The 23,276-nt window shown below is 45.1% G+C and carries 14 protein-coding genes; 7 read left to right on the top strand and 7 right to left on the bottom strand.

Annotated features, from left to right (window positions below):
* Positions 1-7 precede the first annotated feature (7 nt).
* The 7 genes from ACYRYG_RS07290 (at position 8) to ACYRYG_RS07320 (ending at position 9,096) form a co-directional block, all read left to right on the top strand.
* Positions 8-1,912 carry a RagB/SusD family nutrient uptake outer membrane protein gene (locus tag ACYRYG_RS07290; RefSeq protein ID WP_293430094.1) on the top strand — a complete coding sequence of 635 codons (1,905 nt, stop codon included), beginning with the start codon at positions 8-10 and terminating at the stop codon, positions 1,910-1,912.
* 378 nt (positions 1,913-2,290) lie between these two features.
* Positions 2,291-3,637 (top strand): anaerobic C4-dicarboxylate transporter family protein, encoded by a 1,347-nt coding sequence (locus ACYRYG_RS07295; protein ID WP_293419514.1) that lies wholly within the window; start codon positions 2,291-2,293, stop codon positions 3,635-3,637.
* Between the two features lie 45 nt (positions 3,638-3,682).
* Entirely contained in the window at positions 3,683-4,732 is a 1,050-nt protein-coding gene (locus ACYRYG_RS07300; RefSeq protein ID WP_293419511.1) for a type II asparaginase, read from the top strand.
* 11 nt (positions 4,733-4,743) lie between these two features.
* Complete coding sequence (locus ACYRYG_RS07305) at positions 4,744-5,955, top strand: porin (RefSeq protein WP_293425678.1); 1,212 nt, start codon at positions 4,744-4,746, stop codon at positions 5,953-5,955.
* 106 nt (positions 5,956-6,061) lie between these two features.
* On the top strand, positions 6,062-7,480 hold the full coding sequence (gene aspA / locus ACYRYG_RS07310) for an aspartate ammonia-lyase (protein ID WP_293419505.1): 1,419 nt from the start codon (positions 6,062-6,064) through the stop codon (positions 7,478-7,480).
* Between the two features lie 390 nt (positions 7,481-7,870).
* Positions 7,871-8,536, top strand: a complete 666-nt coding sequence (locus tag ACYRYG_RS07315) for a porin (protein ID WP_460197904.1) — start codon at positions 7,871-7,873, stop codon at positions 8,534-8,536.
* Between the two features lie 23 nt (positions 8,537-8,559).
* Positions 8,560-9,096 (top strand): porin, encoded by a 537-nt coding sequence (locus ACYRYG_RS07320; protein ID WP_460197905.1) that lies wholly within the window; start codon positions 8,560-8,562, stop codon positions 9,094-9,096.
* A 30-nt stretch (positions 9,097-9,126) separates the two neighbouring features.
* On the opposite strand, the gene ACYRYG_RS07325 is transcribed toward ACYRYG_RS07320, so the two are convergent.
* The 7 genes from ACYRYG_RS07325 to ACYRYG_RS07355 form a co-directional block, all read right to left on the bottom strand.
* Positions 9,127-11,523 carry a DUF4982 domain-containing protein gene (locus ACYRYG_RS07325; protein ID WP_460197906.1) on the bottom strand — a complete coding sequence of 799 codons (2,397 nt, stop codon included), beginning with the start codon at positions 11,521-11,523 and terminating at the stop codon, positions 9,127-9,129.
* A gap of 102 nt (positions 11,524-11,625) precedes the next feature.
* On the bottom strand, positions 11,626-12,669 hold the full coding sequence (locus ACYRYG_RS07330; protein WP_460197907.1) for a glycoside hydrolase family 53 protein: 1,044 nt from the start codon (positions 12,667-12,669) through the stop codon (positions 11,626-11,628).
* A 319-nt stretch (positions 12,670-12,988) separates the two neighbouring features.
* On the bottom strand, positions 12,989-13,126 hold the full coding sequence (locus ACYRYG_RS07335; RefSeq protein WP_293419850.1) for a RagB/SusD family nutrient uptake outer membrane protein: 138 nt from the start codon (positions 13,124-13,126) through the stop codon (positions 12,989-12,991).
* Between the two features lie 24 nt (positions 13,127-13,150).
* The gene (locus tag ACYRYG_RS07340; RefSeq protein WP_293425715.1) at positions 13,151-14,776 is read right to left on the bottom strand and encodes a DUF5597 domain-containing protein; all 1,626 of its coding nucleotides are present in this window, start codon (positions 14,774-14,776) and stop codon (positions 13,151-13,153) included.
* Positions 14,773-16,683, bottom strand: coding sequence for an alpha-glucuronidase (locus ACYRYG_RS07345; protein ID WP_293419838.1), 1,911 nt, complete (start codon positions 16,681-16,683; stop codon positions 14,773-14,775). The genes ACYRYG_RS07340 and ACYRYG_RS07345 overlap by 4 nt, the downstream gene beginning before the upstream one ends.
* Positions 16,684-16,685: 2 nt before the next feature.
* Positions 16,686-20,540, bottom strand: coding sequence for a hybrid sensor histidine kinase/response regulator transcription factor (locus ACYRYG_RS07350; RefSeq protein ID WP_460197908.1), 3,855 nt, complete (start codon positions 20,538-20,540; stop codon positions 16,686-16,688).
* 75 nt (positions 20,541-20,615) lie between these two features.
* A complete protein-coding gene (locus ACYRYG_RS07355; protein WP_460197909.1) occupies positions 20,616-23,117 on the bottom strand; it encodes a glycosyl hydrolase 115 family protein in 2,502 nt (833 codons plus the stop codon).
* Positions 23,118-23,276 lie beyond the last annotated feature (159 nt).

The following is a 23,276-nucleotide window of genomic DNA, read 5'->3' on the forward strand; positions in this document are numbered from 1 at the left end:
TTACATTATGAAAATTAAATCCATTACATCTCCAGGCATCATACTACTTCTGCTCCTTGCACTCTCTTCATGCAACTTCCTGGATGTCGTACCCAAAAGCTCCGCAACGATCGAAGATATCTACAAGACACCAAACTCCGCCGAAAAGATGGTCCTTTCCTGCTATTCGCAAATCCCGAATTATTTCAATCCCCAAGGTTTTCCGGATTGGACGGCAGGCAATGATTTGATGACCGGATGGTATGGTTCCGTAAGATACTTTCACTTCAAGAGTCTGCTTTACGGGCTGGAATCACCCACATCAACTTACTACTCATTATGGAGCAATACTGCCGCATCCTATCCCACCGGAGTACAGACCAAATTAATATGGGAAGGAATCCGCTACTGTTATAATGTATTGAACAATATCGACAAAGTGCCGGGCATAGACCCGGAAGCACTGAATCACTATAAAGGAGAAGCCCTTTTTCTGATTGCCTATTACCATCAGATCATGCTGGAATATTACGGCCCCATCATTCTGGTGAAAAAAGAAATGGATCCGAACACCACTCCTGCGGAAATGAATTTACCACGCAACACCTATGACGAATGCGTTGATTTCATCTCTGATAAATATACAGAAGCCGCCAAACTGCTTCCCGCACAATGGGATCCCAATGACATGAACCGGGCTACTGCAGCCGCAGCCCTGGCACTTAAAGCCCGGCTTTTGCTCTATGCAGCATCACCATTAGTCAACGGCAACAGCGAGTTCTATGCAAATTTCAAGAATCCCGACGGCACGAATCTGATCAACCAGACCTATGATAAAGAAAAGTGGAAAAAGGCGTTGGATGCAGCCAAAGAAGCCATAGACTACTGCGAAGCCAACGGATACCAACTCTACGGAGGAGCGACGACTGATGCCACCACAGGGAAGAACAATTACCATGACGCATTCGTAGGTCCCTCCGGCAGATTCAATCTAGACAACATGAAAGAAACTCTCTTCGGCTATGCCGACCAGGGGACCGTATCGTATGACATCAAGAATATGGCTCCCAGAATAGGGATCAGCAGTTATTCAGGAGAGGGGTTCCGCGGATACCTTATCCCTACATGGGATTGCATCAACCGCTACTATACGGATAACGGACTGCCATGGGATGTTGACCCCGAGACAAAAGACCTGAACCCCTATTCCATCGTACAACTCCCCAACGGGGATAGTACCGCCTGTTTCCACTTACACCGGGAACCCCGTTTCTATGCTTCTATCGGTTATGACCGCGGAAGTTATGAAATCCAGGGCGGGACCATCACCCTCAAATGCCGGCGTGGCGAGATGCAACAGAATGACGGCAATGTCAGTCATGAATACCAGTCAGACAACGGCTATTACTGTCAGAAATGGGTTTCCAAAGCTGATTCTTATGACTGGACCAAAAAGACATATACGAACAGTTCATACATCTTTCCGATTATACGTCTGGCCGAAGTATACCTGGACTATGCCGAAGCCGATTTTGAATATAACGGTACCCTCAGCAGCCAGAGCCTGATCTATCTGAACAAGATCCGCGCCCGCTGTGGACTTCCCACATTCCAGGATTCTTGGGCAAGAGTCGGAGGAATGCCGACCGGAGACCAACTCCGCCAGGTCTTGCACGATGAGCGTTCGATAGAGTTGGCTATGGAAGGCCGCCGTTTTCACGACATACGCAGATGGAAAATAGCCGGACAGGAAATGATGCGGACCCAGAAAGCATGGAATCTTGCCGGGAAGACGGCTAAGGATTTCTACCAGTTGGAAGACATGAAAGAAAGTGGGACACGTGATTTCGAGAGTCCTAAAAACTATTGGCTGGCCATCCCCTTAGATCAGATCCAGATCGATCCAAACCTGGTTCAGAATCCGGGATATTAACTCTCAACAAGGTTGGTTCCCACAGCAGCCTGAGGAATCATGATTTTCCACAGACCGCTGTGGGAACCAACCTGTCCTGTATTCCTATCCTATAGACAGGAGACTGAAGGTGCCTTATTTCCCAACCTGGAACACAACCTTAGAAATGAAAGACAGGGATAACTCTATAAGTAAAAATAATCATATTGCTTTATCATTCCGGTCATGCACAACTTTTGTAAAGCCAGAAACCCTGAAAACACACTTTTTCGGCTCCCCAACATTACATTCTGACTGAATTTGTTTCGCATTTCACAAAATAAAATCAGAATTGCGCAACAAGAATTCCTTAAAGTCAACCTATCTTTGCGACAAATAAGAAAGCTAAAAACTCAATTTATGGCAACTACCTTAATCTTAATTGAATTTCTCATCGTACTGTTCTTCATATTCCTTGGAGCACGGGTGGGCAGTATAGGACTCGGCATCTATGGTATGGTCGGTACCTTTATCCTCGTATTTTTATTCGGTCTCAAGCCAGGCACCCCTCCTATAGACGTGATGCTGATCATCGTCAGCGTGATCTGTGCCGCAGCTTCACTGCAAGCGGCAGGCGGAATAGAATATCTGGTCGGCCTGGCGGGAAAGTTTCTCAGGAAGCATCCCAGTCAGATCACATTTTACGGTCCCCTTTGCACATGGGTGCTGTGTCTGGTCTGCGGGACAGCTCACACTTCCTATTCCTTACTTCCCATCATTTCAGAGATCGCCACGAATGAAAAGATCCGTCCGGAGCGCCCATTGAGCGTAGCCACCATTGCCGCCTCCTTAGGGATTACCGGCAGTCCTGTATCCGCAGCCACCGCAGCCCTGTTAAGTTCAGAGCTGCTGGGCAGCCGGGGCATCCAACTGAAAGATATACTGCTGATCTGCCTCCCCGCCTCTTTCATCGCCATTCTGGTAGCTGCCATTGTAGAAAATTTCGTTGGAAAGGATCTGAAGGATGATCCGGAATACCAGCGCCGTGTCAAAGAAGGCATCATCAATCCCGAGGAAGACAGGAAAAAGATGCAGAACATAGAGTTTCACCCTAATCCCCGTGCGAAATGGGCTACCCTGGTGTTCTTCCTCGGCGTCTTACTTGTTGTCTTTTTCGGACTCTTCCCCAGCATGAGGCCCCATTTTATGGTGGACGGTGTTTCAACGCCTATTGAAATGTCACAGACAATAGAAATGATCATGATGTCCATATCATCCCTTATACTCATTGTAGGCAAAGCCAAACCGGCAAAAGCCGTACAGGGAAACATCTTTGCCGCAGGGATGAATGCGATGGTAGCCATTTTTGGTGTAGCCTGGATGGGAGACACCTTCTTCAACGGGAACCTCGCTTTCTTCAAGACCCATATTGCTGACATTGTCACACAATATCCTTTTCTGTTTGCCATCGCCCTGTTTATCATGTCCATCATGCTGTTCTCGCAGGCAGCTGCAGTACGTACGCTCTACCCCTTAGGCATTGCATTAGGCATCAGTCCCTTGGCCCTGGTGGTCATGTTCCCTGCTGCCAATGGTTATTTCTTCCTCCCGAACTATCCTACAGAAGTTGCAGCCATCAGTTTTGACCGCACAGGAACCACTCATATCGGGAAATGGGTAATCAACCATTCCTTCCAGTTACCGGGTTTTATCACGACTATCGTAGCTATAGGGATAAGTTATCTGACCGTTAAACTCTTTTACTGATCCAAGAAGTAAATGAACCAATTATAAAACTTAAAAAATAGCATTATGAGAAAATTACGTAGTTTATTCTTACTTTGCAGTTTGTTGGTTAGCATCACCCTTTTTGCTAAACCCAAAATCCGCATTATTGCTACCGGTGGCACCATTGCAGGCGTGGCCGCCTCTTCATCCTCTTCAGCCTATACGGCAGGACAAGTAGGCATCCAGACCCTGATCAATGCCGTTCCTCAAATCAAAGATCTGGCTGATGTCAGTGGTGAACAGTTAGTAAACATCGGTTCACAGGACATGAACGATCAAGTATGGCTTAAACTTGCCCATCGTATCAACCAGTTATTGAATGATGAAGGCTATGACGGTGTTCTGGTTACCCATGGAACAGACACAATGGAAGAGACTGCATACTTTCTAGCCTTAACCGTACACTCAGACAAGCCAGTCATACTGGTAGGCTCCATGAGACCATCTACAGCGATCAGTGCTGATGGACCAGCCAATATCTACAATGGTATCGCAGCCCTCTGCACTCCAGAGTCTCATAATCGTGGCGTCATGGTCTGTATGAACAACCAGCTCTTTGATGCGAAATTCGTCACCAAGACCCACACGACAGACTGTGCTACCTTCAAAGGAGGCATCGCCGGAGAAGAAGGTTATGTCTATAATGGCAAAGCCTACTACTTGTACAAACCAGCGTTTCGTCAGGGAACAGCTTCAGAATTCGATGTTGAAGGAATGAAAGAACTGCCAAAGGTCGGAATCGTGTATGGTTATGCCAATTGTTCACCCCTACCTATGCAGGCATTCGTCAATGCCAAATTTGACGGCATCGTCCTCGCAGGCGTCGGTGACGGCAACTTCTATAAAGATGTCTTCCCCATTGCCGTAAAAGCACAGAATGATGGCATTCAGATCGTCCGTTCCAGTCGTGTGCCTACAGGGCCTACAAACCTGAACGGCGAAGTAGATGATGCCAAGTATCATTTTGTGGCTTCCCTGAACCTGAACCCTCAAAAGGCCAGGATACTCCTGATGCTTGCCCTCACGAAGACCCACAACTGGCAGCAGATCCAGAAGTATTTTGAAGAATATTAATCCACATTCCCATGAAAAAACAATTATTGTTAGTCGGATTCGGACTCCTCATCTGCGCCAGTCCGCTATATGCACAAGGAGACAATACAGGTTATGGCGGCAGTGAGAATGGTGATTATGAATCACTGGCTCACAGAATCCTCAATCTGGAAAAAAAGAATGAGATGTTCAATGTCTACTTCAACTACTCCTACGGTTTTCAAGAAGGCCGAGATGCCGACAAGCAATGGAGCTCCCATTTTGCCGACAAACAGTTACGCCTGGAGATTAAAGGTAACCTGACCGACCATTTGTACTATCGTTTCCGCCATCGTCTGAACAAGTCAGTGAATGCACAGAGTGAAGACAACTTTGCCAAAGCTACGGACATCATGATGGCCGGCTATCGTTTCAATCCAAAGATAAGTGTAGAAGCCGGAAAGATGTGTCAGATATGGGGCGGGTTCGAATTCGATGAGAATCCGATGTATATCTATCAATATTCTGACATGGTAGATAATATGGACAACTTTATGGCCGGAGTGGTGGTCAACTATTCACCACTGCCGACGCAGACCTTTTCCGCAGAAGTCAGCAATGCCTACAACGGCAAGTTCTCTGATGAATACGGTACTGATGCCAAGGCTATCGGGCACTCTCTCACAGCCGTGTCCGCTCTCACCAAAGCGAAAAATCCACTGACTTATATCGTCAACTGGAACGGAAGCTTTTTCGGGGATAAATTCCAGACCAAATGGTCCTGGGGCATCCAGACACAGGCACAACATAAATACAGCCGGATGATCATTCTGGGCCAGAAACTGAATCTGAGGACCCTGCAGTGGTATTTTGACTATATGGGAGCCTTTGACGGACTGGACCGACTGAGAATCGCTTCATCAGACCTTGCAAGCTATATGACGACACCGGATACCTATTTCAGTGATGTGCATTACAACTCGTTCATCTCAAAGGTCAACTGGCAATTTGCTCCTCAATGGAACTTCATGGCCAAGGGCACATACGAGACCGCGAGTGTACAAAATATAGAAGAATTGAAAAACTACCGGAAGAGCTTTGGATATATCGGTTCCATCGAATACTATCCGATCAAGAAACAAGACCTCCGAATCTTCCTGGCCTACGTAGGCCACAACTATGATTTCAGTCACAAATGCGACCTGCATAATTATAATACCAGTCGTATTGAACTGGGATTCATGTATAGAATTAAAGCATTTTAAAGTTTTCAGGAAATATGCTTCAATCCTCTTGCCTGAAAAGGAAAGCAATTTCAGAATCAGACAAGAGGAGATTGTCTAAATTATCAATTATTAAATACAATCAATTATGGCAGAAGAAAAGAAATTCAGAACTGAATCTGATTTATTGGGTGAACTCCAAATCCCCGCAGAAGCTTACTATGGCGTACAGACACAACGTGCCATCAACAACTATCACATCTCCCGCAAGAAGATGCGTGACTATCCCGACTTTGTCATTGCTATCGCCTATGTGAAATTGGCTGCTGTAAAGACCAATATCACCTTAGATGCTGTCAAGGGGAAGGTAGGTGCCGCCATAGAAGCCGCCTGCCGGGAAATTATTGACGGGAAACTGCATGATCAGTTCCCAATAGATATGATGCAAGGTGGAGCAGGTACCTCCGTGAACATGAATGCAAACGAGGTGATCGCTAATCGTGCACTGGAGATTATGGGTCACAAAAAGGGTGAATATCAGTTCTGCGATCCGCATGATCAAGTAAACTGCGGGCAGTCTACGAATGATGTCTACCCGACGACCATCCGTTACGCCCTGATCCGTATGAATAAAGGACTGATCAGCAGTCTGACTAACCTCATCAGTGCTTTCAAGGCAAAAGGCAAAGAATTCTCCGATGTATTAAAGATGGGACGGACCCAGTTGCAGGATGCCGTGCCGATGACGATCGGACAAGAGTTCAATGCATACGGTGACAACCTGGAAGAAGAGATCCTTAACCTAAGCCGTAACATACAACTCCTGCATGAGATCAATATGGGAGGAACAGCTATCGGCACCGGTTTGAATGCTGTACCAGGATTTGCCAAGCTCTGTGCAGAGAACCTGACCTCTCTCACCGGAGAGACCTTTATCTCTTCATCCGACCTGGTAGAGGCCACTCCTGACACCGGTGCATACGTCAGTATGTCCGGAGCCTTGAAACGCCTGGCCATCAAACTCTCCAAGATCTGCAATGACCTGCGGCTGATGGCTTCCGGTCCCCGCTGCGGACTCAATGAGATCAACCTGCCACCAATGGCACCGGGCTCCAGCATCATGCCGGGTAAAGTGAATCCTGTCATCCCTGAGGTGACCAACCAGACCTGCTTCAAGGTCATCGGTAACGATGTCACGGTCAACTTCGCAGCTGAAGCCGGTCAACTGGAACTGAACGTCATGGAGCCTGTCATTGCAGAGAGTCTCTTCGAAAGTCTGTGGTGGCTGCGCAATGCCATCGACACCCTGATAGAGAAATGTATCAATGGCATTACCGTCAACAAGGAACACTGCTATAATATGGTCAAGAACTCTATCGGTATTGTCACAGCTCTCAATCCTTATATCGGTTATGACAACAGCACGGCCGTTGCCAAAGAGGCTCTACAGACCAACCGATCCGTCTATGACATCGTACTGGAAAAAGGACTCATGAAGCAAGAAGAGCTTGATGCAGCCCTTGATCCGGAAAATATGTTGAAGTCCCATCGCTTCAATAAGAACTGATTTCAAACAGCATATAACAGGCAATTATTGCCTACATAAGAAGGTATCATTCGTGATGAATGATACCTTTTTCTTTCTGGCAGCTGTTCCTCCTTACACTTTATCCCCCTTATCCACTCCATGAAAGATCCAGCAGGGATGCCCGCCATTCTGAATTTCGATGCTGATTTTTCTTTTTTTCAGAAATAACTTTGTACCTTTGCAATAGCAACTCCCTCCTGCCTCCGGGCGCAACCACCTAAACAACAAGGTAAAATACGGGAGGGTTCACTTTATCTTATCAGATCACCATGCTGGAAACACACTTTTTCAAATTGTGATGCAGAAGTAATGGACGGTAAGAAAAGACTAGATAATGCTTAAAATGATGTAAGAGAAAAATAATCTACAATGAAAAAACTTATTCTGATGGCATTGACGCTGATCCCATGCTATGCACCCTTGTTTGCACAGGAAAATAATGCAAGTACAAATACCCCTGAAGACAACCGCTATGAATCCCTTGCCGAAGACTTGCTCCATCTGAAGAAGAAAAATGACAAATGCAATATTTTCTTCAATGTTTCTTATAGTTTCACAGCAGATCGGAAGGCAGACCAGGGATGGACCTCACATTTTGCGGACAAGGAATTCAGATTTGAAATTACCGGTAATCTGACAGACCGGCTGTTCTATCGCTTCCGCCAACGCCTGAACAGATCAAGTGATGCCAGCCAAGAGGATAATTTTGCCAAAGCGACAGACTATATGATGATCGGTTATCACTTTAACAAGAAGGTCAGTGCCGAGGCAGGAAAGATGTGTCTCCTGTTGGGAGGTTTTGAAATAGATGAAAATCCTATTTTCATCTATGAGCCTTCTGACATGCTGAACAATCTGGTTGGATTCATGTCCGGTACAGCCGTCAACTACAGCCCTATACCCACCCAGACCCTCTCCTTTCAAGTATGTAATGCCTATAATGACCGATTACAGGATGAATATGGCACCCATGCACAAGTGACAGGCCGCAGTATCGACAATATCACACCCCTACCGCATCCCGGAATCCACTAATCTGCATCATCAACTGGGACGGAATGTTTTTCAGAGGGAAACTGGAAACAAAATGGTCCTGGAATATCCGGACACAAGCAAGGCATAAATATGAACGAATGTTCGTACTAGGCCAGAAATTAAAATTACCCAAATTTGAATGGTACCTCGACTGGATGAACAGTTCCTCAGGGCTAGACCTGTTGAAAGTTGCATCCAGTGATCTAAGTAACGAGTTGACTGCAGCCCATCCGGAAGCTGGCGAGAATCTCTATTTCAGCGATGTCCATTACAACTCGTTTATCACAAAAGCCAGTTGGAAATTTTCCCCACGATGGCATCTGGTCGCCAAAGGCACCTATGAGACGAGCAGTGTAAGCCATATCCAGCAGTTCAGGAACTACAGAAAAAGCCTCGGCTACGTAGGCTCTCTGGAATATTATCCGGTCAGGCAGCAGGACCTCCGCCTCTTCCTGGCTTTCATCGGACACCACCACGCTTTCAGCAAAAAGTGCGGACTCAAAGGCCAGAATACCAGCCGCGTAGAGATAGGATTCATGTACCGGCTCAAAGCATTTTAGACCGGTATCACCTACCCACTCCTCAGCCAGTCATTCCGTATAGACGGACAACCGTCCGTCCATCCCCTTTCTATCAGTAACCTCCAAGTGAATGACTCCCTTGATCTTCCCGCCTCTCACGATAACGACCAGTTTTCCATGGAAGAGTTTCATCTGCGGACGTTTAAAAGATTCCAGAGACGTAGCATCCCCATTACAGACCGCCTCAAACTTACCCGAGCCCGTCACCCGGAAATAGAGTTCACGATCATCCTCCGGGCATTCATTACCCGCCCGGTCAACCATAGAAACCGTAATAAAAGACAGATCCTCACCACTGGTTGAAAGCGTATCCCGGTCCGGCGACAGGACGAGATGGTCCGGTGCGCCTGCCGTATGGATGATTTCCTGACCGGCAGGCCTGCCTTTTTGATCATAAACGACAACTTTCAACTCACCAGGTTCATATATGACATGATTCCATCTCAACCGATAACGGTCAAGCACTGACTTCGGATTTTTTTTGATCCTGCCCTGACTCCTGCCGTTAACGAAAAGTTCAGCCTCATCATAGTCCGTATAGCAATATACCGGAGTAACCAGACCTTCACGCCCCGGCCAGGTCCAGTGAGGAAGTAAATGAATGGTATGTTCTTTCTTGTTCCAGACACTACGGTAAAGATAATAACGATCTTTAGGCAAACCTGCGAGATCACAAATACCAAAATAACTGCTTCGAGAGGGCCAATAGGAATCATAGGGAGTAGGTTCACCCAAGTAATCAAAACCAGACCAGACAAATTGCCCGATCGTATAAGGTTTGTCCTCCTGGGCTGCGAAATCAATATCCGGCAAGTTTCCCCAGGAGCAATACTGCGTATCATAGCTGGAACATTGCCCGTCAGGATAAGTCAGGTGATCAGAGAAGACAACAGGAAACTTATATACACCACGGCTACTCACGGTAGAAGCGGTCTCGGAACCTAAAAGAAATCCCTGTGGCAACTGACTGATATTCTTATCATACTTAAAAACTCGATAATTGAAGCTTGGAACATCAAGAGACTGTGCGAAACCTGATCTCAGGGCATCTTCAGCCCTGTCCAGTCCCTGAGTAACCGGTCGTGTCGGATCAAGACGATGGCAGATCCCCTCCAGCCGTTTTGTGATCTCCACTCCCAAAGCACTTCCCTGCTCCGGAATTTCATTCCCTATACTATACATGACGAGCGAAGGGTGGTTACGATGATTCAACACTAAATTCGTAATATCCTTGTCTGCCCAATCCTTGAAGAAACGGGAGTAGCCATTCTTACATTTCGGATAGATCCACATATCAAAACTTTCAGCCATCACCATCATTCCCAGGGAATCATAAACATCCATCTGCATTGTAGAAGGCATATTATGAGCCGTCCGGATAGCATCACACCCCATATTCTTCAAGATCCTCACCTGCCTGATCAACGCCGACTTGTTTACGGCAGCCCCTAAAGGTCCAAGATCATGATGCAGGCAAACTCCTTTGAATTTTCTACTCACCCCATTCAAGCGGAAACCACCGTCCCGGGAGAAAGAAATAGTCCGGATCCCAATATGGTCCCTTCGCTGATCTATCAGCACACCGTTATGAAAAAGACCCGTTTCCACAGTATACAAATAAGGAGTTTCAGGAGACCAGAGATTCGGTTTCCTGACCTGAAACCGAGCATCCACATTTCCCCTGTCGTCAACCATTTTCCTCATCCTGTCGATTACCTTTCCTTGATGATCCCGTAAGACCAAAAGCAGATTATACTTCTGTCCCTTCCGAATTCCGGAAACCAAGACCGATGCAGCTACGGTAGCATCTGCTGAATCAGCTTTCAAAGTACGGATAAAAGTTTTCCAGCGGTCAAGATAAGTCCTTCCCGTCATGATCAGAGTGACCGGCCGATAGAGTCCTCCCCCCGGATACCAGCGGCTACTCTCCGCCCTGTTGTTTAATCGTACTACGAGATGATCAGCCCGGCCATCATGGTGCAGAAAGGGGGTTACATCTACCCGAAAGGCATTATAGCCATAAGCCCATGAGCCTGCATGATGCCCATTGACCTCAATTTCCGGTTCACTCATAGCACCATCAAAATGTAACAGGACATGCTGATACCTGGCCGGAACCGTGAAGGTTCTCCTGTAAACGCCCTGGCCTATCCAGGGCAATGCCCCGGAGCGGCCCGATTTCTCCGTTTTTTCTTTTTCGCCATTCTGGACGATAGCCACATTTTGCAAATCCCATTTCTTGTCAAATGGACCCGCAATTGCCCAGTCGTGCGGGATGCTTACTGTTTCCCATACTTTTCCGTCACGACTGAACTGCCAGCCGTCCGTAAGCGTTTCCACCTTCCTCACCTGTGCCACACAAGACACAGAGAAAAGTAATAAAACTGATAGTATTCTAACCTTCATTCTATCTAAATTACTTGATTTCAAAGTTTTAAGTAGTTCAAGAAACCTGCCATAACTTTATCTTAAACTCTTCACACATACACTTGCAAACAAATTTATTCATCATTTCGTTTTAAAAACATCCAATGCCTGTGTCGGCTTTCCACTATTATCAAAAGCCCCCTTCGTATACCCCTGCCATCCTCCATAGCATTCCGGTTCCCAATAAAAAACGCCGAGACAGTCCTTGACAGCCGCAGCGCCAGTCACCAGTTGGGTCATGAAAGAATCGGCATAGTCCGCATCCCAGAAGACTCCAGTTTCACAGATCATCACCTCCGATCCATAGCGTTCATGAAGCGTCTTGATATTTGAAAGACAGTCCTCAGTTTCCTGCTTCCAGTGGTCAGCATCAGGATAAAGGGACATCCCGATGACATCCCATTTCGCACCATCTTTCTTCATACTGTCCAAAAGCCACGTATAACGGTCCAGGTTATTGCCCTCATCAATATGGATGATAACCTTAGTTGCAGGGTAAACACTCTTGACCGCATCATAACCGGCCATAACCAATTGGGAGAAATTCCCGGTATTTCCTGCAGAAGCCTGACCGACGGGCCACAACATTCCTGAGCTTGTCTCATTCCCGACCTGGACCCATTTCACAGAGTCAACACCGTGATTCTTTAATGATTGCAAGACCGCCTTGGTATGATCCGCCACATCCTGTTTGAGTTGTTCCAAGCCATCCTCTTTCCAGGCTGCAGGCACCGTCTGGCTGCCCGGATCTGCCCACGTGTCTGAATAATGGAAATCAATCATCAGCCGGAGCCCAAGGTCCTGAGCCCGGATAGCTTTCACCAGGACATCCTGTGGATTACACCACCCGTCAGCCGGATTCACCCAGACTCTCAGCCGGATGGCATTCACGCCCATATCCCGGAGCAAACTCAGGCATTCCGATTCACGACCATTTTCATTATAAAATTTATATCCAGCAGCCTCCATCTGAGTCAGCCAACTCACATCAGCACCTTTGGCAAAGTTATGTCTATCATACGTTTTTGACGTTTGTAGTATAGTCTCCTCACTACTGCTACAAGATAAAAGAGCAGAGGACACAAGAGCAATCATAAACATCTTTTTCAAAAAGGCAACTTTCATTCAGGATTTAGATTTTATTTTTAATTTAAGATTTCTTCAGTTTCAGGTGAGAAGCCAAAGTTAAACATAAATTTACATCCATAGAGGCTTATTTTAGACAAATAAAGTTACAAAACAGACATCCTTAAACAAGTCAGAGTGGATTTAATACCTGTTAACATAAGATCCTTCCCTCTTCTCCCCGAAAACATTTGAAATTTCAAAGCACAGAATATTTTACACAAAAACGGAGGGGGGACACTTTGAAGCATTCCCCTCTATTGATTCATTTAAATCAATTCAAGACAAATCCGTTAACCCTGTGTCTGTTTTTCACAAATCAATTATCATATCCAGGATTTTGGAAAGCAGTCTTTTCCTCAGCCGTCATCTGGAGTGCATCCAGTTGTCCCTGCGGAATAGGCCGGAGATAATCCTGTGGCGTAATTGTGCGGGTAACCGTCTCTGGAAAATTCAATAAAATGTTTTCAGTACCCTGAATTCAGTATGTATAAAGCCTTACATGCAGTATTTTATAATCATCACAGGATATTCTCGCATGCCTTCCCTGATGGTCCTGATCGCCGTTATCACGGCGGATAAATTGCATATCCCCCTGTTTATCCAATTTTACCTCATCCACATAGCCGATGCCAATACGTTTGCCATAAAAAGCTTTTGCTAGTTTATAATCAGGAACTTGCGGATGATGTCCCTGACTTACAAACCCATCTTCGCCCCGTTTTAGATTCTCTTCCTGCTCCTTCTCCGAAGAAGTCTGAAAGGTGATGACAATACCACTCCCGGCAATCAGATAATCCTGTTTATCCAATTTGAGGATCAGTCCTCCCCCCTCCGGCCAGATACTGCCGTCCGTAGCTCTAGGATCCCAAGGCAACGTATAATAATGCCTTGCAGTAATAACGACTCCGTTATCCATTATAATGCGTTCACAGTCTTTCTGGTTAAAAAGTACTCCCCAGGAAAGTCCTTTCCCCTGTTTCTTTAATAAAAGAGGAGAAAGTTGCCGGAGCAAGGCATAACCCTGGCTGATCTGTCGGGTAATCCCATCCGGTGCTTGATCCAAAGCAAATGCACTGAATCCCATAGCATCCACCTCTCCGAAAGTATATAAAGCCCGAACACCACTGTATAGCCCAAGCCGCGTCTCCGGAGTAAAAAACGGATTATCCGGTCTCTTATACTTTTTGACCCAGTCTTTAAATCCTGTGTCATAGATGTCAGGAGCATAAACATCAATATCAGGTGCCACTTTCTTCCAGATCGGGATAAGGTGAGCCAACGGTCCCGCAGAAGGATATTCGCCCGGTTTTCTGCCCCTGCTGTTCATGGCAGCATTAACATACATCGGAATATTCAGGATCTTCTTCCCTGCACTCACCAATTGCTCCACATACCGGGCATAATAGAATGCCTGGAAGCGTTCGTCCTGTTCTGGAGAAGGAGCAACTCCCACATCTCCAGTCACCTGTCTCCATTTTCCTTCTTTAAATGCTTTTTCAGCAAGAGGAGAATGGTCACGTGCAGATTCCAGCATCCCAATTTCATTTTCTACCTGGATCATTATCACAGTACTTTCTTTACAGTCAATGCCAGCAAGATGCTGCATCAGTTGGCAGAAAGCCCTCTTGTCAGCCTCCTCAACGTGAACGGAAAAAGCCGATGCGATCTCCAGAGGTTTCCCTTTTTCCGTGATAGCCCGAGGAAACCGTCTGGTATCCTTTTTGAACCATAAAGGAGCATAACAGCTCATGGAGTTCTTCCATGCGCCAAACCAGAGCAAGACAAGCTTGAGATGGTTTTCACGGGCCACCTTGATGTCCTCGTCCACAAGAGAGAAATCGAAACGTCCCTCTTCCGGCTCTGTCAAGTCCCAGGATACAGGCACGAATACCGTATTCAATCCCAACGTATGCATACGTGGCAGAACACTGTCAATGTCAGCGATATTGGTAACAGCACTGTTACTCAGTTCTCCACCCAGCACCAGCATGGACTGTCCGTTGACGAACAATCGGGTTGCAGTACCCTGTCTCTGTAAATGCACTTCGGCAGAGAGGATAAGCGTGCAGAAAAGTGCACTAAATAACATCAAGGTTCTTTTCATCGCAAACCGGTATTAAGTTGTTTTTCAATAGGTTCAAAAGATTCCTGACGAGCGAAGGATCCAAAATAGCGGATACAAGTATCATACCATTCTTCTGCATTCTTCACCTGTACAGATAAAAGTTCATTTACATGTTTCCAGCGTTGTGGATCCACATAGCATCTCATCGATTGCCAGGTATGCCGGTATCGGATCACCTGCATTACTCCCTCACGATACTTTGCCTTAAGTTCTTTCCACAAGGTCAGTCCATCTTTCATCCGATGAGTCCAGGGTACGTGGTGAAACCAGAGAAGATACCTTTCCGGGCAAGTCTTGAGATGATCATACATCGAACGATAAGGTTCACGATACTGCCTTACAGCTCCCGTGCCTGTAGAGGAACGGTCAAAACCTATCCCCAGACGGTCAACCCTATCATAATAGACAGGGCACCATTCTATCGGATAATCAGCACGGAAGCCATCAGGTTCCGGCCCATAATGATTATCAAATTTAAAGATATGATGCAGGCCGAGTGGCATCATATAATTGACACAAGCCTCACGACTTGTCATCATCACCTCTGTCATTGACTTAACAAACTTAGGACTGTCACAAAACGTCTGAGCCAGCCATTCTTGCGCAATCTTTTTCGGGTCAGCTTTTTCACCCTCCCAGGCCATCCGGCCAAACGCATACCAGTTAGCTTGTGAAAAAGGATGTCCACACCAGTTAGCATCATTCCCAACATTAGACACTCCTGCAAGACCCTCGAGACTATCCGGGTTAACGAAGGAAAAAAATTCCTTCCACATCGTCCCTAGATAAACCAGATGCTTGCTCTGTCCAGTATACTCCTGAGTAATCTGCAGTTCTGCCATCTGAGGAGTATGCTTCATCTGATCAAAAATCGGAGCATACGGTTCACGAGGCTGGAAATCAAGCGGTCCATTTTTACTTTGCAGGAAGACATTAGGACGGAACTTTCCATCCAGATCCTTAAATTCACTTACAGCTTGCATCACCCGGTCCTCACCCTTGTGATGAGCTCCATAGACAAAACTCCTCCATATCACTATTCCGCCATAAGGAGCAAGGGCATCAGCCAGCATATCAGCTCCGTCAGCATGAGTCCTGCCATAATCAGAAGGTCCAGGTTGCCCCTCAGAACTGGCTTTTACCAGAAAACCTCCAAAATCAGGAATGAGGGAATAAATTTCCTTCACCTTTCCCTTCCACCAGTTGATTACATTCTGATCCAAAGGATCCGCAGAATCAGTAGCCCCAAGAACCTTCGGCGAACCAAAGTTCACAGACAGATAAACACGAATGCCATACGGTCGGAGGATATCCGCAATGCTTTTTACCTGTTTCAGCCACGACATAGTCAGGATCAGTGGAGAAGCATTGACATTGTTCAATACAGAACCATTTATCCCTATCGAAGCATTTGCCCGGGCATATTCCCGGATAATCACAGGATTAAAATGCGGGAAAAAAATACTTTCCCCTGCATATCCTCTCTCAACACTCCCATCAAGATTATCCCAATGATCCAGAACACGATACCTTACGGCCGGTCTCCCCCATAATTCTTTTTTCTCTGACAAGCCTTTTACCGTCTGATCACGCAATAAAGCATAAGTTCCATACAGAAAACCAATATCTGTCTTAGCGAACAAAGTATCTTTTTCAAAGTGAAACACACTTGAGTCATCCTTAGTATGTCTCAAGTATATTTTCCTACCCTTATAGTACTTCCGGAGTTCTTCTCCTGCAATGTTTAACGTAGCCGACATTTCCTGAGGCAGGGAGACCACAGCAGTTCCGATACGATCATACCTCAACCATAACCGATGCCCATCCTCAGCATCTGCCTGAAAACAGAAAACCAATAAGAAACAAAACAGAATATATTTCTTCATTGTCAAATACTTTCACGATGATTCTCAAAATATTCCTTAGGAGTCATTCCATAATGTTTTTTGAATGCAGTAGAGAAATGAGTCTGATTACTAAAGCCAACAGCATAAGCTACCTGAGTAATATTCACATTCCCCTTCCCTATCAACCGGGCAGCCTGCTCCATACGAAGGTTACGGATAAACTCTCCGGCAGAAATGCCCGTAATCTCCTTCATCTTGCGGTGAAGTTGTGCACGGCTGATGCCGACATCTACAGTAAGTTTCTCCACATTGAAATCAGGATTACTTAAATTCCGGTTGACACATTTCATAATACGCTCCATGAGCAGATCATTATTCCCCGGGACTTCCACTTTCTCCACTTTTCCAGTTTGATCCTGAGCTCCAGAGAATTTACCTTTTAACCTACGGACATTACTCACCAGATTATCAATAAGGATATGCAGCTCTTCCATACTGAAAGGTTTAGCCAGAAAGGCATCAGCTCCCTTTTTAAAGCCTTCGAGCCGGTCACTTACCTCACTCTTTGAGGTAAGCAGGATAACCGGCACATCACTGATATTTGTATTTGTCTTAATATTCTTCAAGAGTTCTATGCCATCCATTTCAGGCATGATAATATCGCTGATGACCAGATCATAATCACCCATAAGCAATTTTTTAAGAGCCTCTTTTCCATTACAAGCAGAATCAAAACGGTACCATTCCCCAAGTTCACTGGTAATATAATCAGCTATTTCAGGATCGTCATCTACGATAAGAACATTAAAATTCTTGCTACCCTGCGACTTCTTTGAAAGTTTTATATCTGTTTTATCCATCTCATCCGTCATAATCTCCTCCGGTTTCAGATGAGCATTCCCCAAAGGTATAGACACATCAAGACAAGCTCCACGCTGCCCGTCAGTACGATCATACGCCGATATTGAGCCACCGTGCATTTTGACAATAGCCCTGCAGAGATTCAGTCCAATGCCTGTCCCTGCTATATGCAAGTTACGCGCATTAGATCCCTCATAAAACCGCTCAAAGAGTTTTTCTGTTTTTTTCTCTTTGAATCCCAGGCCATTATCCATTACCCGCATGTACATATTCTTATCATCCTTACTCAAGATGACATCAATTTCCCCGCCATTAAAGGTATACTTAAAAGCATTCGACAATAAGTTAGATACCACTTTATCAAAGTTGATTCGATCTATCCAAGCCTCAATATCAGATTGCTCACTCACCATACGAAACTTGATTTTCCTGTCATTAGCATTATACTGATAAAGAGAACAGATTTTCTGCACGAAATTCACCATATCCGTTTTCTGGCATTGTAGATGCATCTGCTCCTTGTCTATCTTCCGCTCATCCAGGATCTGGTTAACCAATAAGAGCAAGCGTTGAGCATTACGGTCTATGATATTCAGATCATGCTGGTCCTCCTTATCGGTCAACCGCTTCTCGAGTTTTTTAAGCGGTCCCAGGATAAGGGTCAGCGGCGAACGGATATCATGAGTAGCATCTATAAGAAAACGCATTTTCTGTTCGTCTAGTTTAGCCTTTCCTTTTCTTTTATAAGTACGAAACAAGAGGAAGAGCAGTTCACCGATAATTGCCAGATAGACAAGCCAGGCCAGAGGAGTACTATACCATGGATTCTCAATAATGACGGTCATCGTTGTAGGAGCCGAGAAACATCGGCTGTCACTGAAGGCCCTTACCTCAATAACATACTTCCCCGGTTCCAGATGGTTGAAAGGTATAGCGTTCACACCTTCCCGCGTAGACAGCCATTTTCCGTCATTTATGCGATATTGGTAACTAATATCATCAATATTTTTATAAGTCAGCAAGGAGAATTCCAATGTAAAAGAATTCTGAGAATAAGGTATTTTAAACTTATCCTTCTGACAATCCAGAGATTGGCCGTCTACGATAAAATCAGTAAGATACACCTTCCCCAGTTTCATTCTGTTCCTGTTGACATCAGCAGGATAAAAAGTCGTTATCCCATCAGCGATGCCGAAACCAGAAAAATCATCTGCACAATGAAGCACGGCTCCCTGGACATATTCATGAGCAGTCAGTCCATTGCCATTGACATGACCGATAAAACAGTTTTTCTTTCTGACATATTGCCAGATACCCATTGTGGTACTTATCCATAGATCATTCTCACGGTCTCTTATGATACCACAAATTTGCTTGTTACGAAGAACTTCCGAATGTGGGAACAAACTCACTTTCCGGTTCCTCACCGAATAGAGATAGAGTCCCTCATCAGTACCAATAATAATATCCCCATTTTTATCTTCACAGAGATAATCAGCCTGTATATTTGTCAAGATCTTTGACCAGCCGAAAGGATCAAACCGATAGCTATCCGGATTCAGACAGCATACCCCATTAGAAGTTCCGATCCACAATAATCCACGATGATCAAAGATCATGGTACGGATCCAATCATTGCATAAATGTCCATGAGGAAGATGCTGGGTCATATTCAACACTTTCACACTTCCAGTATTACTGTCATAGATATACAATCCTCTGCTATATACAGAAATATAAAGTCGGCCGTCTCCGTCATCTGCTATACAATAAATTCCTGCACTGGTAAAAGTCAATTTCCGCTTGGACACCCCTGTTGCTGGATCATAACGATACAAGGCATTGCCGGTTCCTAGCCAGTATCTTCCTTTCCGATCACGGTAAATAATAGTCGTACCGGCAGGGGATTCAGGATGACTGACAATTTTTCCTTTCCTGTTAAAACAATAAATACCACTGTTTTGTACCGTACACCATGTCATACCATGATCTCCGGCAGCCAAAGAAGAGACACTGCTTCCTATAGAGTAATTCTGATCTGAAAAACTCCAACTATGAAAGGATGTTTGTTCATTATTAACCAGATACAGTCCCTTTTTATAGCAGCCTATCCAGATATTATGATCCTTATCCTCCATCAGATCCGTTACATAGGAAGTTGATAAATCAAATCGTTCTTTATTAGGGATAAAAAATGGTTTGAAGACATGTTCACCCTTCCGGGCTATCAGCACTCCACATTCAGAAGTTCCGATATACAAATTTCCTTTGTGGTCAAATGTTGCGCTGTTAATCGTAATATTACCTTTATAAGGACCGAAATCATAACCTGCATCGTAAAGTTTTCCTGTCCTGTAATCATAGATCTCTATACCATACATGCAAACGATAAACAATTGATTTCTATGAAATTGGAAAAAATCAACAGGAGCACCAAAGAGTGATTTATAATGCTGTGCACTTAGATAACATCCATCTTTCATATATCTGTTAATCATTGACAGATGACTTGCCTGCCACAGTGTCCCACGGTTATCCTCATAAATATGAGTAAAGAATATATCGGAATCTCTCCGGGCCGTTCCCATCTTATTTATGATTCTGTTTCTGCCTTTTGGAACAGCATAGAGTCCGAAACCCGCCGTACCGATAAGGATATCACCCTTATGATCTTCAATAAGAGAGTATATCCGAGGATGCCGCTTATCCGGAAACGGATAACGCAAGAAATGATTATGGCTATAATCATAACTCATCAGCCCTTTTGCACTGCCTATCCACAACTTGCCACTTTTATCAACAAGAAAGGTAGAGATCGTATTATCCGTAATAGACGTGGTATCTTTGTCATTATGAAGATAATTGATAAATCTGTAACCGTCAAAACGACTCAAGCCATAATCTGTTCCAACCCATATAAACCCTTTCCGATCCTGTACGATACAATTAATAAGACTGCTCGGAAGTTGGTCAGAAGTATATAATTGTCCGCTGTCAGCCTTTGCAAAAAGGACCAAAGCCATACAGACAACCATTAACAATTTGTTTTTTATGTTTTTCTTGACAGGACACATGATTAACAAGTTTAATAAAGAGAAAGTCTACCAGACCTATTTTCTTATCCGAGGCGATTCTTTGCCAAACAGAAATTGAGGCTGATACCCATGCAAGTTGACTATCAGTTTTTCAAAGACGATACCCGGATCCAAAGGATGGATGATCAGAATGTGTATACCGTCTGATGTTTTCGGTACCGGCATTCTGATTATACTTTCCACGACCCTTCTTGCCACAGTGGGATAATAAGAAGTATAAATATTCTTCGGATCTTCATTAAGGTTCTTATTGAAATTCACGGTTACCGGTGTTCCACCGTCAAGAGACACTGTAAAAGTCAACCCTCCCTTATGAAGGAAATCAAGGGTACACTTGGTAATGATATGAACATCCGCCGAATCCTTCCCATTACTGTTCATGCAGAACACATAAGTCAGGGAGGCACTATCCGTAGCTGCCGTATAAGGCTGGAGGGAAATACCGCTGAGCGTCCGGCCCATATAAGGAATGACAGTCCAACAAGCCTTTGACGCATCTTTCCGATACTGTGCATGCTCAGCTTCCATGATAATATATCCAGTAGTATCTTTAAAAATAAAATCTGCCGGATCCGTATCCTTGATATAGTAAACCTTCGGTAACACCTCATGAGGGAAATCATCATTCCAGCCAGTATATCCGATATGCTTCTGAATCATCATTCCATCCCATTTACCCCCTGCAATCTTCTTATTGTACTGCCGGCAGAGCAGACTGTCACGCTGAAAAGCCTCCTTCGTCTTCCGGGCCCATCGATTGCATGAAGGATCACCAATGGAATATAAATAATGGTTCATGGCCTGAGCATCATACATCTGATAAATGTTGCATACCGCCTGCACAGGGAAAAGGACAAGTTCCCGATAAGCATCCTTGTATTCTGGTTTCAAAGAAATAAACTGCCTCAAAGCTTCCGTTTCCAGCCGCATATACTGATTGGCTACGCTCTCCCATTCCCCTGATTTCAGATTATAGGTATTCCTGTCCAGCATCTCCACAGTGCTTCTGCCCGAATATTTCCCCTGAAGGTTCAATATCCTTGCAGCTTCATCAGCCTGATCTTCGCCAAACTGCTGTGCGCAGAATCCCCGGGTAAATGACATCAGATCCGAGGCTGTATATTTCCGGGGATTCCAGGCCAGATGCATAAAGAAGTCTATTGGGAATTCCATCGGTTTCAGATCACCGACATTAAGAACCCACATACGGTCAACACCATAATCGTAGGCCAACTTAAGTTGCTCCCACATATTCTGTATAGGTGTCACATTGAGCCATTTGCTATTTCTAGGAGCTCCGACATAGTCCACATGATAGTAAAGTCCCCATCCTCCGGAGCGTTTCCGCTCCTTGCTATTAGGTACACGCCTCACATCACCCCAGTTATCATCACTCAGCAGGATCGTTACGTCATCCGGTACGCGCATCCCTTTATCATAATAGTCCTGCACCTCTTTATATAAAGCCCAGACCTGAGGAATCTTACGGGGCGGCTTACCCGTAACGCTGGCAATGATTTTCCGCTGATCCGTTATGATCTTTGTTAACAGTTGCGTGTCTGTACGAGGACTCATTGCCTTATCCCCATCGCCACGCATACCTATCGTCACGACATCCTCCGTACCCTTTATCCGTTCTATGCCCTTACGGAAAAACTCGTCCAGGTTTTTCTGGTTAGTCCGGTAATTCCACGGGCCATAGCTGCCATGAGCCCGAGACCACTCTTCATGATTTCTAGCCATCGGCTCATGGTGCGAAGTTCCGATGATGACGCCCATTTCATCAGCAAGTCGGCTGTTTTCCGGGTCATCAGCATAAAAAGCATAATTCCACATTGCCGGCCAGAGAAAGTTTCCTTTCAGGCGGAGGATCAGGTCAAAGACCTTTTCATAAAACTGATGCCCTCCATACCGAGTATGAAACGTATGGGCGACCCAAGAGGTAAGGCAAGGAGCCTCATCATTGAGAAAGATGCCCCGGTAACGTACAGCAGGCTCCCCATCAGTATAGGTTCCATGCCTGATATAAATATGGTCATGATGCTCCACCGGCACGTCAGCCCAGTAATACCATGGCGAGACACCGACCTGTCGTGAGAGTTCATAAATACCGTAGATGGTTCCTCGACGGTCACTGCCCGCAATGATCAGCCGGCTACCTACTGTCCAGATGATATATTTCTCTCTCTTCCCTTTCAACTCCAGAGCCTTTCTGCCTAACAGCCGGTCAACTTCTCTGGAATGGCCGAATGTTCCTACAAGAATTCCAGCCCTCTGATTCTCAGATACGGTCACCTTGCTTCCACACACCTTACAAATATCCTCACAGAGATCCTCAGCAGCATGGTTCACTCCTTTTTGATCATTTTTGTCAACATAGATTTCCATATTCTCCGAACGGTTCAGCAGAAAATCTCCACTTGAAAAATCCACGAACTGTTCCGCCGCGTCACTGTCCGGAACATACCACCACGACAATAACAAAAAGATAGAAAAAAGTTGATATAACGTTCTCATGGCCTTTTGATTTATTTCCACAAAAATAATGAATGTTTCTGTTCCAGCCTAAGATTCTCCATGAAAAACACCAGAATGAAACAAATTGAAACGTTACCGTTACGAATTAGATGTTTTGTTAAAAAAGATATGTTTATATTTGCAGCTGCAAAACAAGAA

It is taken from the genome of Segatella asaccharophila, assembly GCF_054687055.1.